The organism is Pseudonocardia sp., assembly GCF_025965585.1.
Taxonomy (GTDB): domain Bacteria; phylum Actinomycetota; class Actinomycetes; order Mycobacteriales; family Pseudonocardiaceae; genus Pseudonocardia.
This window is the reverse complement of sequence record NZ_JAOPWR010000267.1, coordinates 1-16180: the sequence shown is the minus strand read 5'-3', so window position 1 is coordinate 16180 and position 16180 is coordinate 1. Positions and strand designations below refer to the sequence as shown.

Sequence of the window (16180 nt, the reverse complement as noted above, 5' to 3'; positions counted from 1 at the left end):
CCGGCCGGAGCGGTGGGCGCGTACCCGGGCTGGTACGGGGCGAGGCCGAACGCGTCGGCAGGCAGCGACTCCGGCGCGACCGCCGCGCGCACGGCATCCCGGTCGATGATCGCGCCCAGCGCCTGCCGGACCCGCACGTCGGACACCGGGCCCGTGTCGCCGCGCAGCCCCAGCTCCGTGACGAAGGGCTCGGGCGCGTTCTGGACGCGCGGGGCGGGGGCGAGCCCACCCAGAGCGGCACGGACTGCCTGGTCGGCCTCCGGCAGCGCCACGTCGACGTCGCCCGAGGCCAGGCCGGCCGCCGTGCCCGCGGCGTCGAGCCTGCGGAAGTCGAGCTGGTCGAGCACCGTGGGCGTGGCCCAGTAGGCGTCGTTGCGGGCGAGCAGGACGTCACCCCGGGCGCGGTCCACCGAGATGACCTTGAACGGCCCGCCCGACGACGGCAGCCCACCCACCAGCGCGCCCGTCCACGAGCCGGGGGCGTCCTTGAGCAGGTGCGCGGGGAGCAGGTCGGAGAAGAGCCCCTTCCAGCCCGGGTAGGCGTGGGAGAACACGACGTCGACGGCCTTGCCGCCGGCGCGCGACCTCACGTCGGTGATCAGCCGGTAGCCCGCCGCGTCGGTCGTGCCGGGGTCGCCGCGCATGCGTTCCCACAGGTAGACGAAGTCCTCGGCGGCGATGGGCGCGTTGTCCGACCACGCGGCCTCGAGGTTGAGCTCGTAGCTGACCGTGAACGGGTTCGTCGAGGTGACGGTGGCGCTCGTGGCGATCGTGGGGTCGAGCTGCAGGGCGCCCTGCGCGTCGGGACGGAACACCGACGGGAGCACGAGCGTGGCCAGGGCCGTGGTGAGCGGCGACTGGTTGGCGAGCAGGTGCGGGTTGAACCCGCTGGGGATGGAGTCGACGCCGACCACGAGCTGGGTGGGCTCGGCCTGCGGGGTGGGGATCGCCGGGGACGGGGGCGGCGTCGTCGGCGTGTTGCTGCACGCCGACAGCAGGACCGCGAGCAGCAGGATGAGCACGGCCCTCGTGCGACGCACACGTACCTCCGGTCCAGAGCGGACCGACGGCCCGCGGCGGGGACCCATGGTGTCACCCGCCGCGGAGCGCCTCAGTTGGCGGCCTTGGCCCGGGCCTTCATCCGGCCGCGCAGGTGGGAGTCGAGCTCCACCTTGCGGATGCGCACCGACTCCGGCGTGACCTCGACACACTCGTCGTCGGCGCAGAACTCCATCGCCTGCTCGAGGTTGTGCACCGTGGGCGGCGTGAGCTTGACCAGCTCGTCGCTGGTGGACTTGCGCATGTTCGTGAGCTTCTTCTCACGCACGATGTTGACCTCGAGGTCCTCGTTGCGCGTGTATTCGCCGATCACCATGCCGTCATAGACGAGGGTGCCCGGGCCGACGAACAGCACGCCGCGATCGGACAGCGCATCCACCGCGTAACCCGTGACCGGGCCGCTGCGGTCGGCGATCAGCGAGCCGCGGAGACGGTTGTTGATCTCACCGACCCAGGGGCCGTAACCGTCGAAGACGTGGCTCATGATGCCGGCGCCGCGCGTGATCGTCAGGAACTCGGTGCGGAAGCCGATCAGGCCGCGGGACGGGACGCGGAAGTCCAGCCGGACCCGGCTGTCGCCGTGCACCATCTGCGACATCTCGCCCTTGCGCGCGGCGAGCAGCTGTGTGACGGCACCGAGGCTCTCGGTGGGCACGTCGCACGACATCTGCTCGAACGGCTCCTGCTTCTTGCCGTCGACGATCTTCGTGACGACCTCGGGCTTGCCGACCGTCATCTCGAAGCCCTCGCGGCGCATCTGCTCGACGAGGATGGCCAGCGCCAGCTCACCACGGCCCTGCACCTCCCACGTGTCGGGACGCTCGGTGTTCAGCACGCGCAGCGAGACGTTGCCGATCAGCTCGGTGTCGAGCCTGTTCTTCACCTGACGGGCGGTGAGCTTGGTGCCCGGGTGCGGGTCGCGGCCCACCAGCGGGCTCGTGTTGATTCCGATGGTGACCGAGATGGCGGGCTCGTCCACGTGGATCCGCGGCAGGGCGACCGGGGTCTCCGGGTCGGCGAGGGTGTCGCCGATGGTGACGTCCGGGATGCCGGCCACGGCCACGAGGTCGCCCGCGCTGGCCGACTCGGCCGAAACGCGGGTGAGGGCCTCGGTGCGGAGCAGCTCGGTGATCTTGACGCGGGTGACCTTGCCGCCGTCCTGCATCCACGCGACCTGCTGGCCGCGACGGATGACGCCCGCCCGGATCCGGCACAGCGCGAGCCGGCCGAGGAAAGGGGTGGCGTCGAGGTTGGTGACGTGGGCCTGCAGCGGCGCGTTAACGTCGTCGGCGGGCGGCGGGACCGTCTCGGCGATGACGTCGAACAGCGACTCGAGGCCGGGCTCGTCGGGCATCTCCCCGTCAGCGGGGCGGGTGCGGCTCGCGCGGCCCGCGCGGCCGGAGGCGTAGACGACCGGGAGGTCGAGCAGGCGGGCGGTCATCGCCTCGTCGATGTCGAGCTCGTCGGCCAGCTCCAGGAGCAGCTCGAGGCTCTCGTCGACGACCTCGGCGATCCGCGCGTCGGGGCGGTCGGTCTTGTTGACCACCAGGACGACGGGCAGGCCGGCGAGGAGGGTCTTGCGGAGGACGAAGCGGGTCTGCGGGAGAGGGCCCTCGCTCGCGTCGACGAGGAGGACGACGCCGTCGACCATCGACAGACCGCGCTCGACCTCCCCACCGAAGTCGGCGTGACCGGGGGTGTCGACGACGTTGACCGTCATCCCGTTCCAGTCGATCGCCGTGTGCTTGGCGAGGATCGTGATGCCCTTCTCACGCTCCAGATCACCGGAGTCCATGATCCGGTCGACGACGGCTGCCCGTTCGCCGAACGCGCCGGAGGCGCGCAACATGGCGTCGACGAGCGTGGTCTTGCCGTGGTCGACGTGGGCGACGATGGCGACATTGCGGAGCTGCGCGGCGGCCCCGCGGGTCACGCCGGGCTGGGCCGCGGGGGCCGCGAGGGTGGATGCTGCTGTGCTCACAACTAAGGTTAGCCCGAACCAGGGCCCGAACATTCCCAGGTGTGAGCACAGGCTCTCCTCCGTCGGAGCCCGTCACCCTTTCGCGGCTCCCTCATCGAACGCCCACGTCGCGGTGGTCGTCAAGCATCTCGGCAAGATCATCTGAGAGCAGGCCGTCACGGTGAGCGGTCGCGGTGACCGAACCGATTCGCGTCCTGACCCACGCCGAGCGGCGGTGATCGGGAGCCGGACGGTCGGATCGGGCGACTTCGGCGGCGCACCGACGGGGGCGCGGGAGCGGTGAGGCAGCGGGCCGGACGACAGGCGCAGGCCCACCCGCAGCCTCGTCGGTGATCGAGTCCCCGGGCCCCGGGCCGGCGGCGGGCGTGGCGAAGATCACGGTGGAGCGGGCGGGGTCGCGTCACCGGCCGGCGAGGATCGCGGCTCGGACGGACCGGGCCGCGCCCAAGATCATCGATCGGGGACACGGCACCGCACAACATCCGGTTCCTCGTCCCGAACCGCCGATCATGGCGCAAGGGCGCCCGCATCTCCCAGCCATGATCACTGTGTCGGGACCGCCGACCGCGGCAGTGGCGGTCCCGCGTCCCGAAGTGGGGATCATGATGCCGGGCCTGTGCCGGTCGGGCGGTCCCGCGCCCCGGCCACCCCGCCCACCTGTCCACCCCGCACACCTGTCCACTTGTCCACCCCGTCGCCCCGCCCACCCGCCCACCTGTCCACCCCGTCGCCCCGTCGCCCCGTCGCCCCGTCGCCCCGTCGCCCCGTCCAGGGCCGATCGTCGGCACGTCCGGTCGTCGCCGGCCGGATCGGGCTCATCCTGCGATCGCGGTGCCGCGCGCCACCTCGTGGGCGATCTCGGCCAGCACGACCACCGGCCGGCCCATCAGGTCGTGCCAGGTGTAGCGCAGGATCGTCCACCCCATCCGGACGAGCGCGTTCTGCCGCCGCTTGTCCGCCGCCGTGCGCTCCGCGTCCATGTGCCACGCCCACCCGTCCACCTCGACGGCGACGCGGGCCGCCGGGAACGCGAGGTCGATCGCGTACCCCGCGGCGGGGAACGCGCAGCGCCACCCGGAGGCACCTGCCTCGCGCAGCATCCGGACAAGCAGCCGCTCTGCCACCGACGCCGACCGGTCAGCCGCCGCCACGAGCATCCGGCCTGCGCTCGCCGAGCCGTACGAGCCGAGGTTGCGGCAGTAGGCCTCGTACACCGCCGGGAACCCCACGTGACGCTGCAGCGCGCGGTCGAGCAGCAGGCTCCCTCGGCCGCCCAGCTCGACGGACGCCTCGAGCACCGTCAGTGGGCGGTTCGTGACCGCGAGGCCACGGTGGACCCCGCGATCGGCGACCGCCAGGTCACGACGTCTGACCGCCACACCGGGCCGCGAGCGAGGTCGGCGCCCTCTGCCGACCGTGACGCCGACCGTCGGCGGCAGGGCGTCGGCCATCCCCAGCCACCACGCGGCGGCGACCCCGGAGAGCACCGCTCCCTCCCCCGCCCACAGCAACGCGGCGCGGACCTTGACCTCGTCGTCGAAGCGGTGGTCGGCCGCGAGATAGACCCGCGGGTGCAGCGGCCGCCAGCGCCGGAGGCGGAGCCGGTGGTCGACGGCGTCGGTGCTCAGGCCGGCCGCCAGTGCCTGCTCGCGGGAGATCACGCCCGCCTGGCGGGCCAGGATCGTGTCGAGGGACATGCCGGCTTCGACGGGGCCCGGAGCGCCGCGGTTCCAGCACCGGCCCGGACGGGTGCGATGGCGAACGGGGCCGGCCCGGACTCACGGTGACCCGAGCAGCCCGACGTTCTCGCACACCGGGGCCGTGATCACCGGTTCGGGACAGGCGGCCGGAGGAGGCACGGCTCCGCGTCCCGAACCGGCGATCATGCCGCAGGACACAGAACCATGATCGGCAGTTCGGGACGGAGGACCGCACCGATGGCGGCCACGGGTCCCGAACCGACGATCACGCCGCGCGCCGGGAGCGAGCGCCGGCCCCTCACTGCCCGCCTGTGCCCGCGGGCAGGGACAGCAGCTCCCGCAGGTCGGCCACCATCGCGCGGTCGGCCTCCACCCAGTCGACGGCGTCGAGCTGGCGGGGGCCGACCCAGCGCAGGCCGGAGTGCTCCAGCGCCTGCGGCTCCGCCGAGCAGGGGAGCAGCTCGGCCGTGTGCACGCGGAGGACGCCGGCGGTGATGGGCAGGTCGGTGCCGAGCCTGCCCGTGGCCCGCACCGCGACGCCGAGCTCCTCACGGCACTCGCGCGCGACCGCGTCGGCCTCCGACTCACCCGCCTCGACGCGACCGCCCGGCAGCTCCCACTGCCCGACCAGTGCGAGCGGCCGGGTGCGCTGCGCGGCGAGCACCAGCCCGTCACGCACGAGCGCCGTCGCGACGATCACCGGGCAGGCCCCCAGCGCGGCGGTCCGTTCCAGCAGCACGTCGCGACGTGCCGCGAGCAGGCGTTCGCCCAGGCCACGGAGCACGAGGGAGTCGGCGAGGCGGCCGAGCGGGCCCAGCGGGGCGGTCCAGCGGAGCTCGTCGACGAGGAGGGTGCCGTCGTCGGCCGGCGTGAGCGTCATGTCGTGGTGCAGCGCGGGGAGCGGCCCCGCCCGCAGCGTCGACGTCATCCCGGCGGCGGAGACCGTCTCGACGACGGTGCGCACCGGCACCCGCACGCCCGGCAGCACCCGCCCGGTCACCCGCACCTCGTCGCCCGGGGCGAGCAGCCGCGGCCCGGGGCCCCATCGATGTCCGACGCGGGCCAGCGCCTCGGCCGCGAGGTGGGCGTCGCGGAGCAGCCCAGCGACGGTGCGGGCCGGGGCGTCGAGCAGGACGGTCGAGCGGAGCACCGGCACGCGCAGATCGTAGGTTGACTCCTCGTGACCTCGGACCACCTGCGCGCCGACTGCACGCGCTGCGCGGGGCTGTGCTGCGTGGCGCCGGCGTTCGCGGCGTCGTCCGACTTCGCCGTGGACAAGCCCGCCGGACAGCCGTGCACCCACCTGGCGCCGGACTTCCGCTGCGGCATCCACGGCGAGCTGCGCGAGCGCGGCTTCCCGGGCTGCACGGTGTTCGACTGCTTCGGCGCGGGCCAGCAGGTGGTGCAGGTGACGTTCGCCGGCCGAGACCGGCGCGGCTCCCCCGAGATCGCCGGGCCGATGTTCAACGCATTCGCGGTGATGCGGCAGGTGCACGAGCTGCTCTGGTACCTCGCCGACGCCCTGACGCGCGACACCGCCCGCGACCTGCACGCCGACCTGGAACGGGCCCGGGAGCGGACCGAGGAGCTCACGCGGAGCGACGCCGACGCGCTGGCGGCGCTGGACGTCGACGCGCACCGCCAGGAGGTGAACGTGCTGCTGCTGCGCACGAGCGAGCTGGTCCGGGCCGACGCGCCGCACGGGACGTCCGTCCGGGGGGCGGGCATGCGCGGCCGGGACCTGCGCGGCGCCGACCTGATCGGCCGGAAGCTCCGCGGCGCCGACCTCCGCGGCGCGAGCCTGCGCGGCGCCCACCTGATCGGGACCGACCTCACCGGCGCCGACCTGCGCGCGGCCGACGTGATCGGGGCCGACCTGCGCGGCGCGGACCTGAGCGGGGCGGACCTCACCGGGGCGCTGTTCCTGAGCCGGTTCCAGGTGAACGGCGCGAACGGCGACGCCGCCACCGTGCTCCCGGACTCCGTCGACCGCCCGCCGCACTGGCGCCCGGCCCTGCCGCTCACCCGGACCCGCCGCCTCTGACCCCGGCGCCGCTCAGCCACCGACCGCTCCCTGACCGTGGTCCGCCGGCCACGGATCCACGCTGAGGGCGCGCTCGACGGGGGTGGCGACCACCCGCCCCGGCCGAGGCTCGCGGTTGCATCGGGGGCAGTCCGCCCGGCCGCGGTGATCGTCGTCTGCGGCGTGGGACGTGCACGGGCGCAGCTCCCGAACCGCATCCGGCGATCATGCGCCGCCGGCCGCCGGCCAGCGCACCTCCAGGCGGGCGCCCCCGGACGCCGTCGCCCCCGCCGACACCGTGCCGCCGCGGCCCCGCACCAGGGCGGCCACCAGCGCGAGGCCGAGGCCGGCACCACCCCCGGCCTCGGGGTTGAGCCGGGTGAACCGGTCGAAGACGCGCTGCCGGTCGGCCTCCGGGATGCCCGGTCCGTCGTCCTCGACCACCAGCCGCACCCACCGCCCCGCGGGCAGCACCGAGACGCGGACGAGCGAGCGGGCGTGGCGCCGGGCGTTGCCGAGGAGGTTGTCCAGCACCAGGCCCACCTCCGTGGGGGTCGCGGCGACCTCCGCCGGGGTCGGGGCCACCAGCCGGAGCACCGGCCCGTCGTCCCCGGCCCGGGCGACGGCCACCCGCGCCGACGCGACGAGATCCACCGGCCGGGCCTCCGGCCGCTGCCCGGCGTCGGCCCTGGCGAGGACGAGCAGGTCGGCGAGCAGCGTCGACAGGCGCGCCGCCTCGTCGGCGACGGCGTGCAGGGTCTCGTCGGCGAGTTCGGGGTCCGGGTGGGCGACGGCCACCTCGGCCTGCGCGCGGATCGCGGCCACGGGCGAGCGCAGCTCGTGGGCGGCGTCGCCGGTGAAGCGCTCCAGCCGGGCGACGGCGTCGTCGCGGCGGGCGAGCAGCGCGTTGAACTCCTCGGCCAGCGCCCGGAGCTCGTCGTCGGCGACCGGCACCGGCAGCCGCTCCCCCGTGGGCAGGCGGGCCGCGGCCACCCGCATCCGGTCGACGGGGCGCAGCGCCGCCCGGGTGGCCACCCAGGCCGCGCCGGCGACGACCACCGCCACCAGCACCGCCACCAGCACGAACGCGACGGCGGCTCGGGCGATCAGCGTGGCGCCGCCGACGAGGTCCCCGGTGACGACGACGAGACGCGTGGTGCCGTCGGGCAGCGTCGCCGGTTCGGCCAGCCAGCGCCGCAGGTCGCGCAGGCCGCCGACGATGATCGCCTCGCCCGCCGCGAGCTCGCGGACCTGCCCGGCGCGCAGCGGGAGCGCCGGGCCGCCGTCCACCGGGGCGCCCGCGGTGTCGACGATGCGCAGGCCCGGTCCGCGCAGCTCGGAGGGCGCCTCGCCGGCCACGAGCTGCGTGACGGCGGCGTCGGCCTGCTGGCGCAGCTCGTCGTCGGCCGCACCGAGCAGCCCCCCGGTCAGCAGACCCGCGCCGAGCCGGCTGAGCAGCAGCAGCGTGACCAGCGCGACGACACCCACCACGAGCGTGATCCGCAGCCGCAGCGGACGCCCGGACCACCACCGACGCAGGCGTGTCATGAGCTGACGATGTAGCCGAAACCGCGGACCGTCTTCAGCACGTGCCCGGCCCCGACCGCCTCCAGCTTGCGCCGCACGTACCCCACGTAGACCTCGACGACGTTGCGGCTCGCCGCCTGCTCGTCGCCCCACACCATGCGCAGCAGGTCGTCCTTGGCCACCGCGGTGTCGGGGCGGCTGGCGAGCGCGTGCAGCAGCGCGAACTCCCGCGGGGACAGCTCGATCGACTCGCCCTCCCAGCTCACGGCGCGCGCCACAGGGTCGACGATCAGCGCCCCCAGCCGGACGCGCTGCCCGGTGCGCCCGAGCGCGGCGTCACGCCGTCGCAGCAGGGCCTTCAGCTGCGCCACCAGCACGACGAACGCGAACGGCTTGACGAGGTAGCCGTCGGCGCCGAGGTCGAGGCCGTCGGCCTGGTCCCACTCGCCGTCCTTGGCCGAGACGAGCAGCACCGGGGTGTCGACGCCCGCCGCGCGGAGCTGTTCGAGCACCCGGTAGCCCGACAGGCCCGGGAGGATGATGTCGAGGACGATCGCGTCGAAGCTCCCGGTGAGCGCGGCGGTGAGGGCGGACGGGCCGTCGGAGAGGGCCACCACCTCCATGCCCTCCGCCGTCAGGCCGCGCGCGACCGCCGTCCGGATCCCCGGTTCGTCGTCGACCACCAGCACGCGTGCCATCCCGGTTCGAACCTACCGGCACGGACCGGACCAGTACCTCAGAACACTCTCAGCCCGGATGAGTCACCCTGGGCACATGGCGGCAACGGGAACGACAGGACGCTGGGTGGCAGCCGGCATCGCGGTGGCCGGGATCGTGGGGCTGGGGCTGCTGGCGATACCCGCCGGCGCCGGCGCCGCGCCCGAGCTGCCGCCGGTCACCGCGGAGGCGCTCGTCAGCTCCGTGCTGACGGCGAAGCCGGCCGCGTTCGGCGGCACTGTCGTGCTCGACAACAACCTGGGGCTGCCCGCGCTGCCCGGCCTCCCGCAGGCCGCGAACGGCACGAGCACCGCCCGGATCTGGTCCGACGGCACGGGCAAGGCCCGCGCGCAGGTGCCGTCGGCGTCGGGCGAGCGCACGTTCGTCGCCGACGGCACCACGTTCTGGTCGTGGGACTCCTCCGACAAGACGGTGACGAAGGCCGCCGAGGGCGCGGAGCGCAAGCCCGCCGCCCCGGAAGCCACCACCGACCCCACGGCCGCGGCCACCCAGGCGATCGAGAAGCTGCGCACCACCAGCGAGGTCAGCGTCGACGGCACCGCGGAGGTAGCCGGCCGCCCGGCCTACGACCTCGTCCTCACCCCCGCCCCCACCGAGCGGACGCTGCTGCGCGAGGTGCGCATCGCCGTCGACTCGCAGACGCGGATGCCGCTGCAGCTCACGGTGCTGGCCAACGGCTCGTCCGACCCTGCACTGCAGCTCGGGTTCAGCGACCTGACGTTCGGGACGCAGGACGCGTCGCTGTTCACGTTCACGCCGCCGCCCGGCTCGACGGTCACCGGGCCGTCCGCGGGCGACAAGCCCGCGAAGCCCGAGGGTCTGCCGGCAGGCGCGGCGAAGCCGACCGCCGTGGGCGACGGCTGGGACACGGTGCTGCTCGCCTCGATGCCGAAGCCGGACACCGCGGCGCCGCAGCAGCCGGGGCGCGGCGGCGCGGCGGACCTCTCCTCGCTCGGCACACCCGTCAGCGGCACGTGGGGCAGCGGACGTCTCGTCACCACGGCCGTGGCCAGCGCGATCATCACCGACGACGGCCGGATCGCGATCGGAGCCGTGCCGGAGCAGGTGCTGACCGCGGCCCTGTCGAAGTGACGGCCACGGCAGAGGCGGTGGTCGTCGCCGACACCGCACTGGCCGCCCGTGCGGTCGGGCTGCGCAAGGTCTTCGGCTCGACCGTGGCCGTCGACGGCATCGACCTCGACGTCCCCGCCGGCTCGGTGCTGGGCATGCTCGGCCCGAACGGCTCGGGCAAGACCACGCTGATCCGGATGCTGCTCGGCCTCACCCGCCCCACCGCGGGCACGGCCGAGCTGCTCGGCCACGCGGTTCCCGAGGAGGCGGCGCGCGCGCTTCCGCACGTGGGCGCGCTCGTCGAGGGTCCGGGGTTCCACCCGTTCCTGTCCGGCCGGGAGAACCTGCGGCGGGTGGCGGCCACCGAGCCGCTGCTCGCGACGCGCGACATCCCGTCCGCCGTCGGGGCGGCGCTCGAGCGGGTCGGGCTGGCCGGCGCGGCCGACCGCCGCTTCCGTGGCTACTCGCTCGGCATGAAGCAGCGCCTCGGCCTGGCCGCCGCGCTGCTCATCCCGCGCAGGCTCGTCGTGCTGGACGAGCCCACCAACGGCCTCGACCCCGCGGGCACCCGCGACGTCCGGCGGATCATCGCCGAACTGCACGAGGGCGGCGCCACGGTGATCCTCTCGTCGCACCTGCTGGCCGAGGTCGAGGCCACCTGCACGCACGTGGCCGTCCTGCAGACCGGGTCGCTCGTCGCCACCGGGGAGCTGGGCACCCTGCTCGACGCCGGCACGGCCGGGCTCGTCGTCGCCACGCCGGACGTCGACCTCGCCCTGCGCATCCTGCGCGCCGCCGGGGTCACGGCCTACCGCGCGGAGGGGTCGGAGCCCGCGGTGGTCGTGTCCGACGACGGGCCGCCCGCTCCGGAGGTCGTCGCGCTGCTGGTGCGCGCCGACGTCGCGGTGCACGAGGCCCGCCGCACGCGCGCCAACCTCGAGGAACTGTTCGCGCGGCTGACCGAGGAGACCACATGACCCCCGCCGAGGCGCTCTCTCCCGGCGTCGTGACCGCGGTGGTCGATCGCGACACCACACCCCGCAGCGCTCCGCTCGGACGGTTGCTCGGGGCGGAGCTGCGCTGGGTGCTCCGGCGCCCACGGACTCTCGTCATGCTCGGGGTGTTCGCCCTCGTCCCGGTGCTGATCGCGATCGGGGTGTCGGTCGCGAGCCGCAGGCCCGGCGGGGGCCTGATCGGCCAGATCGCCGGCAACGGCCTCGTGCTGCCGATCGCGGCCGTCACCCTGTCGCTGACGCTGCTGCTCCCGCTGGCCGTCACGATGGCCGCGGCCGACGCGATCGCCGGGGAGTCGGCCAGCGGCACCCTGCGGGGGCTGTTGATCTCGCCCGTCGGACGGCTGCGGCTGGTCGGCATGAAGGCGTTCGGCGTGCTCGTCGTCGCAGTCCTGGCAACGCTCGCGATCGCGGTGGTCGGCGTCGTCGCCGGTCTGGTGGTCGTCGGCGGTGCGGACGGGCAGCTCGTCACGCTGTCGGGAACGACGCTCGGGCTCGGCAGCGCGCTGGGGCGGGTGGCGCTCGTCGTCGTGTGGGCGGTGGTCCAGCTGGCCGCGGTGGGGGCGGTCGCGCTGGCGATCTCGGCGGTCACCGAGCACCCGCTCGTCGTCCTCGCCTCGGTGCTGGGCGGGCTGATCGTGTTCGGCGTGCTGGGCGCGATCCCGTCGCTCGACTGGCTGCAGCCCTATCTGCTGACGTCGGGCTGGGACGCGGGCGCCGACGCCCTCCGCGACCCCCTCCCGCTGGGCGGCCTGCTGCAGAGCACGTGGCGCGCTCTCTGCTACCTCGCGGTGGGCCTCGGCCTGACGACCTACCAGATGCTCCGCCGCGACGCCTGACCCACCTCGCGAGGCGACACGCCCGCGGACGTGGTCGTGTCGACCCGCGGCCGCGGGGTGAGCAGGATGGGGTCCATGGCTGCCTTGCTGGACGACGACGCCGTCACCACCGCGCTGCGTGACCTGCCCGGCTGGGAACGGGACGGGGACGCGCTCGTGCTCACCGCGTCGCTGCCCTCCTTCCCCGCAGCGATCGCGGTGGTGGACCGCGTCGCGGAGGTCGCCGAGGAGCGCGACCACCACCCGGACATCGACATCCGCTGGCGCACGCTCACGTTCCGCTGCTCCACCCACTCGAAGGGCGGCATCACCGACCTGGACACCGCCCTGGCCGCGACCATCTCCGCGCTCGTGGGGTCCGCGACCAGCTGAACCACGCCCCGCGTGCCGTTTCCTCACGACGAGGGACGAGGAGGGCGCACTGCTACAGTCGCGCCCGTGCAGCGCCAGTACCGGTTCACGTTCCCGGCCCACGGGTCGGTGGACGGCCCGCTGAGCTGATCCCCCACACCCCGAGCCGGAACCCCGTGAGCCGGCTCGTGGATCTCGACGCGGCGGTTCGCCCCGAAGAAAGGCCCCCGTCATGTCCCCGATGTCCTCGACGGCACTCGACCAGCAGCGCACGTCGCGGGTCAGCCCGCTGACGAGCCCCGATCGGCTGCGCCGGGAGTTCCCGGTGAACGGCCGTGTCGCCGACATCGTGGCGTGCTCGCGTCGGGACGTGGTCGACGTCCTCAACGGACGGGACGACCGGCTTGTCGTCGTGGTCGGCCCCTGCTCGATCCACGACCCCGCGGCGGCGCTCGACTACGCCCACCGCCTCGCCGCCCACGCCGACCTGCTCGCCGGCGAGCTCCGCATCGTGATGCGCGCGTACTTCGAGAAGCCGCGGTCCACGGTGGGCTGGAAGGGCCTGATCAACGACCCCGGCCTCGACGGCTCGTTCGACGTCAACGGCGGCCTCCGCACGGCCCGCGGCCTCCTGCTCGACATCATCGGGATGGGTCTGCCGGTCGGGTGCGAGTTCCTCGACCCGATCACCCCGCAGTACCTCGCCGACGTCGTCACGTGGGGCTCCATCGGCGCCCGCACGGCCGCCAGCCAGGTGCACCGCCAGCTCGTCAGCGGGCTGTCCATGCCGGTCGGCATCAAGAACTCCACCGACGGCGACGTCCAGGTCGCGGTCGACGGCGTGGGCGCCTCCCGGGCCGGCCATGTCTTCATGGGCATCGACGAGGACGGCGTCGCCGCGCTCATCACCACCGACGGGAACCCGGACGCGCACGTCATCCTGCGCGGCGGGTCCGCCGGCCCGAACTACGACGCCGCCTCGGTCGGCTCGGCGCAGCGGGCGCTGCGGAAGGCGGGCCTGCCCGGCCGCGTGATCATCGATGCGAGCCACGGCAACAGCGGCAAGGACCACATCCGGCAGGCCGGCGTCGTCCGCGAGATCGCGTCGCGGATCGCCGCCGACGAGCGGGGGGTCGCCGGCGTGATGCTGGAGAGCTTCATCGCCGCCGGGCGCCAGGAGATCGGTGCATCGATGACCTACGGCCAGAGCGTCACCGACGCGTGCATGGACTGGAACACCACCGCCGCGCTCCTCGACGAGCTCGCCGGCGCCGTCGCGGCCCGCCGCTCGCTCACCTACGGCGGATGGCAACTCAACGCCTGAAACCCGGGCCCACTTCCGGGAACCATCCGGGTCGTGCGAGAGTTTCACTGGTCGGTCGTAGTTTTCGGTGTCGTGTACTGCACGCTCGCCAGAACGGGGCGGCCGGGGACCGCACGGTGCGGGCCCCATCACCACCTGCAGGGAGCAGTTGCATGGCACAGGGAACCGTGAAGTGGTTCAACGGGGAAAAGGGCTACGGCTTCATCTCCGTCGACGGGGGCGGCGCTGACGTCTTCGTCCACTACTCCGAGATCGACGGCAGCGGCTTCCGCAGCCTCGACGAGGGGCAGCGTGTGGAGTTCGAGATCGGCCAGGGCCAGAAGGGCCCGCAGGCCCAGGGCGTGCGCGTCGTCTGATCGACGCGCCACGACACGGAGCCCGTCTCCCCTCTGGGAGGCGGGCTCCTGCCGTTTCCGCTTCACGATGCGTGATCGGATCCGCCAAACGAGCTACACGACGTGACGCCTGCGCTCCCCGCGCGTTGGACGAAGTACGCAGGCGTTGCAGCTGGTGGCACGGAGGGCACTCCACCACGCGACGCCCGCCGTGGAATGGTCCCGGACCGGTGCATCGCCCTTCTCGTCATCCCTCCGATGCGAGAGCGTTCCCGGTCCGGGATCGACACTCCCCGGCCGCACGTGGTGTGAGCGCGGCCCGATCGGGTATCCGCGAGTCCGTGCGGCGCGGGCAACGGTGCTCCTCGCTGCCAGGGGAGGCCGTCATGTCACCGTTCACGCACCTTCAGCTCTACGTCGAGAAGCCCGCGACCGCGCTGCGCGTCATCACCGCCGCAGGGCGGCTGGACGTCGCCGGAGCCGTACGCGTCGTGCGGCTCGCCGAGGCCCAGCTGGACCTGGCCGCCGCGGGGCACGGGGCGCTCACCCACCTGGTCGTGGACCTCTCCGGGGTCACGAGTTTCGAGGCGGGCGCGGTCGAGACGCTCCGGCATCTGCGACACGGCTGCGCCACCGCAGGCGCGCAGGTCCACCTCGCCGGATGCGCCGGCCGGCTGCTCCTGCTGCCGCTGCGGGTGCGACAGGTGCTGACGGAGTTCAGCACCTACCCGACGCTGGAGGTCGCGCTTGCCGCCCTCGTGCCGGACGGCGGGACACCGGACGAGCACAGCGCGCGGCCCGGCAGATCCGCACTCCATGGGGTGTAATCACCCTCTGCCGTCCGATGGGCGGTCGTCGCACCCGTCGTGGAGCCCGTCATGACCGCAGTCCCCAGGCCGTCCGACGGTCCGGACGACCACCCGGACAGACCACGGCTCGGCAGGCCGGGCCGTCCCATGGACCACCGCTCGCCGTTCTTCATCGGGATGGCGGGATCCGCCGGGGTGGCGGTCACGGCGCTGCTGGCCACGCTCGTGGTCACGGTGCACCAGACGCTGGTACTGATCGGGCTGGCGCTGTTCATCGCCATCGGGCTGGAGCCCGCCGTCGAGGCGCTGGCCCGGCGGGGGCTGCCGCGGTGGACGGGCGTGCTGGCGGTGGTGGTCGTCGGCCTCGGTCTCGTCGGGGGCGTTCTCGCCGCGGCGATCCCGCAGCTGGCCGCACAGGCCGCCCAGTTCGCGGTGCAGGTCCCCGCCTACCTCCAGACGCTGCAGGACCGCAGCACCACCATCGGCTCGCTGAACCAGCGCTTCCACATCGTCGAGGGCCTCCAGCAGACCGTCACCGGCGGGGGCAACCTCCTGGGCGGCCTCCTCGGCGCCGGCGCCTACGTGCTCAGCGTGCTGTACAGCACGCTGATCGTCCTGGTGCTCACCATCTACTTCCTCGCCGACATGCCCCGCCTCCGGCGCGGCCTCTACCGTCTCGTGCCGCGCACCCGTCGCCACCGCGTGGTGGTCATCACCGACGAGGCATTCGCCAAGATCGGCGCATACGTGCTGGGCATCATCGTGCTGTGCGTGATCGCCGGCACGTCCGCGCTGGTGTGGATGCTGATCCTCGGCATCCCGTACCCGCTGCTGCTCGCGCTGCTCGTGATGCTGCTCGACGTCATCCCTGTGGTCGGCACGTCCCTCGCGGGCGTCATCGTCACGCTGGTGGCGTTCACCGTGTCGGTGCCGGCGGGGATCGCGACCGCCGGCTACTTCGTCGCCTACCGGCTGATCGAGGACTACGTCCTGACGCCCCGCATCGTGGGGCGCGCGGTCGAGGTCCCGCCCCTGCTGACGATCGTGGCGCTGCTGCTCGGGGCGGTGCTGCTGGGCGTCGTCGGCGCGGTGATCGCCATCCCGGTCGCCGCCGCCGTGCTCGTCGTCGTGCGGGAGGTGCTCATCCCGCGGCTCGACTCGTCCTGACCAGCGCCGGCCGCACATCTGAGCGGTGTCGGTCCCGGGAACGGCCTCCCGCGGACCCGGATGACTTGCCCGCGGATCTACTATCGTGGAAAGTCATCTCTCATCGTCAAGGGAAGGTGGTGTGATGGACGGGATCGCCGACATCGGAGGTACCGACGGCTGGGGCGCCGTCCACGCCCCGGACCCGCAGGAACCGGTCTTCGCCGAGCCCTGGGAGGGCCGGGCCTTCGCCCTCACCCTGCT

15 protein-coding genes and 1 pseudogene are annotated in these 16180 nt (G+C 74.0%); 10 read left to right on the top strand and 6 right to left on the bottom strand.

Going from position 1 to position 16180, the window contains the following annotated elements; translation table 11 throughout:
* The 4 genes from JWR81_RS16990 to JWR81_RS16975 all read right to left on the bottom strand — a co-directional run.
* The coding region (locus JWR81_RS16990) for an ABC transporter substrate-binding protein (protein WP_297653100.1) at positions 1-1040 on the bottom strand (1040 nt) is incomplete at its 3' end.
* Positions 1041-1111: 71 nt separating this feature from the next.
* Entirely contained in the window at positions 1112-2992 is a 1881-nt protein-coding gene (gene typA / locus JWR81_RS16985; protein ID WP_297653107.1) for a translational GTPase TypA, read from the bottom strand.
* 863 nt (positions 2993-3855) lie between these two features.
* A complete protein-coding gene (locus JWR81_RS16980) occupies positions 3856-4737 on the bottom strand; it encodes an endonuclease domain-containing protein (protein ID WP_297653097.1) in 882 nt (293 codons plus the stop codon).
* Positions 4738-5038: 301 nt separating this feature from the next.
* Positions 5039-5896 carry an NUDIX domain-containing protein gene (locus tag JWR81_RS16975; RefSeq protein WP_297653093.1) on the bottom strand — a complete coding sequence of 286 codons (858 nt, stop codon included), beginning with the start codon at positions 5894-5896 and terminating at the stop codon, positions 5039-5041.
* Between the two features lie 24 nt (positions 5897-5920).
* Between JWR81_RS16975 and JWR81_RS16970 the strand changes: the two genes are divergently transcribed.
* Positions 5921-6784, top strand: coding sequence for a pentapeptide repeat-containing protein (locus JWR81_RS16970; protein WP_297653091.1), 864 nt, complete (start codon positions 5921-5923; stop codon positions 6782-6784).
* Between the two features lie 204 nt (positions 6785-6988).
* Here JWR81_RS16970 and JWR81_RS16965 read toward each other — a convergent pair whose 3' ends face one another.
* Positions 6989-8311 (bottom strand): ATP-binding protein, encoded by a 1323-nt coding sequence (locus JWR81_RS16965; RefSeq protein WP_297653086.1) that lies wholly within the window; start codon positions 8309-8311, stop codon positions 6989-6991.
* The gene (locus JWR81_RS16960) at positions 8308-8988 is read right to left on the bottom strand and encodes a response regulator transcription factor (RefSeq protein WP_297653084.1); all 681 of its coding nucleotides are present in this window, start codon (positions 8986-8988) and stop codon (positions 8308-8310) included. Before JWR81_RS16960 ends, JWR81_RS16965 begins: the two co-directional genes overlap by 4 nt.
* Positions 8989-9064: 76 nt before the next feature.
* Here JWR81_RS16960 and JWR81_RS16955 point away from each other — a divergent pair, with 76 nt between their 5' ends.
* The 9 genes and pseudogenes from JWR81_RS16955 to JWR81_RS16915 all read left to right on the top strand — a co-directional run.
* A complete protein-coding gene (locus JWR81_RS16955; RefSeq protein ID WP_297653081.1) occupies positions 9065-10120 on the top strand; it encodes an outer membrane lipoprotein carrier protein LolA in 1056 nt (351 codons plus the stop codon).
* A complete protein-coding gene (locus tag JWR81_RS16950; RefSeq protein WP_297653079.1) occupies positions 10117-11076 on the top strand; it encodes an ABC transporter ATP-binding protein in 960 nt (319 codons plus the stop codon). Before JWR81_RS16955 ends, JWR81_RS16950 begins: the two co-directional genes overlap by 4 nt.
* On the top strand, positions 11073-11951 hold the full coding sequence (locus JWR81_RS16945) for an ABC transporter permease (RefSeq protein ID WP_297653076.1): 879 nt from the start codon (positions 11073-11075) through the stop codon (positions 11949-11951). The genes JWR81_RS16950 and JWR81_RS16945 overlap by 4 nt, the downstream gene beginning before the upstream one ends.
* A 75-nt stretch (positions 11952-12026) precedes the next feature.
* On the top strand, positions 12027-12323 hold the full coding sequence (locus JWR81_RS16940; RefSeq protein WP_297653073.1) for a 4a-hydroxytetrahydrobiopterin dehydratase: 297 nt from the start codon (positions 12027-12029) through the stop codon (positions 12321-12323).
* A gap of 211 nt (positions 12324-12534) precedes the next feature.
* Positions 12535-13626 (top strand): 3-deoxy-7-phosphoheptulonate synthase, encoded by a 1092-nt coding sequence (locus tag JWR81_RS16935; RefSeq protein ID WP_297653070.1) that lies wholly within the window; start codon positions 12535-12537, stop codon positions 13624-13626.
* A 152-nt stretch (positions 13627-13778) separates the two neighbouring features.
* Positions 13779-13982: a cold-shock protein gene (locus JWR81_RS16930; protein WP_296371436.1), complete on the top strand. Its 204-nt coding sequence runs from the start codon at positions 13779-13781 to the stop codon at positions 13980-13982.
* A 365-nt stretch (positions 13983-14347) separates the two neighbouring features.
* Positions 14348-14788: an STAS domain-containing protein gene (locus JWR81_RS16925; RefSeq protein WP_297653065.1), complete on the top strand. Its 441-nt coding sequence runs from the start codon at positions 14348-14350 to the stop codon at positions 14786-14788.
* 51 nt (positions 14789-14839) lie between these two features.
* Complete coding sequence (locus JWR81_RS16920; protein WP_297653062.1) at positions 14840-15937, top strand: AI-2E family transporter; 1098 nt, start codon at positions 14840-14842, stop codon at positions 15935-15937.
* Positions 15938-16061: 124 nt separating this feature from the next.
* Positions 16062-16180, top strand: a pseudogene (locus JWR81_RS16915) (SH3-like domain-containing protein); the annotation flags it as partial.

Excerpts from the sequence above, each read along its gene's own strand:
- JWR81_RS16980 (WP_297653097.1), bottom strand. The coding sequence starts at position 4,737 with ATGTCCCTCGACACGATCCTGGCCCGCCAGGCGGGCGTGATCTCCCGC.
- JWR81_RS16965 (WP_297653086.1), bottom strand. The coding sequence starts at position 8,311 with ATGACACGCCTGCGTCGGTGGTGGTCCGGGCGTCCGCTGCGGCTGCGG.
- JWR81_RS16960 (WP_297653084.1), bottom strand. The coding sequence starts at position 8,988 with ATGGCACGCGTGCTGGTGGTCGACGACGAACCGGGGATCCGGACGGCG.
- JWR81_RS16955 (WP_297653081.1), top strand. The coding sequence starts at position 9,065 with ATGGCGGCAACGGGAACGACAGGACGCTGGGTGGCAGCCGGCATCGCG.
- JWR81_RS16945 (WP_297653076.1), top strand. The coding sequence starts at position 11,073 with ATGACCCCCGCCGAGGCGCTCTCTCCCGGCGTCGTGACCGCGGTGGTC.
- JWR81_RS16940 (WP_297653073.1), top strand. The coding sequence starts at position 12,027 with ATGGCTGCCTTGCTGGACGACGACGCCGTCACCACCGCGCTGCGTGAC.
- JWR81_RS16935 (WP_297653070.1), top strand. The coding sequence starts at position 12,535 with ATGTCCCCGATGTCCTCGACGGCACTCGACCAGCAGCGCACGTCGCGG.
- JWR81_RS16930 (WP_296371436.1), top strand. The coding sequence starts at position 13,779 with ATGGCACAGGGAACCGTGAAGTGGTTCAACGGGGAAAAGGGCTACGGC.
- JWR81_RS16925 (WP_297653065.1), top strand. The coding sequence starts at position 14,348 with ATGTCACCGTTCACGCACCTTCAGCTCTACGTCGAGAAGCCCGCGACC.
- JWR81_RS16920 (WP_297653062.1), top strand. The coding sequence starts at position 14,840 with ATGACCGCAGTCCCCAGGCCGTCCGACGGTCCGGACGACCACCCGGAC.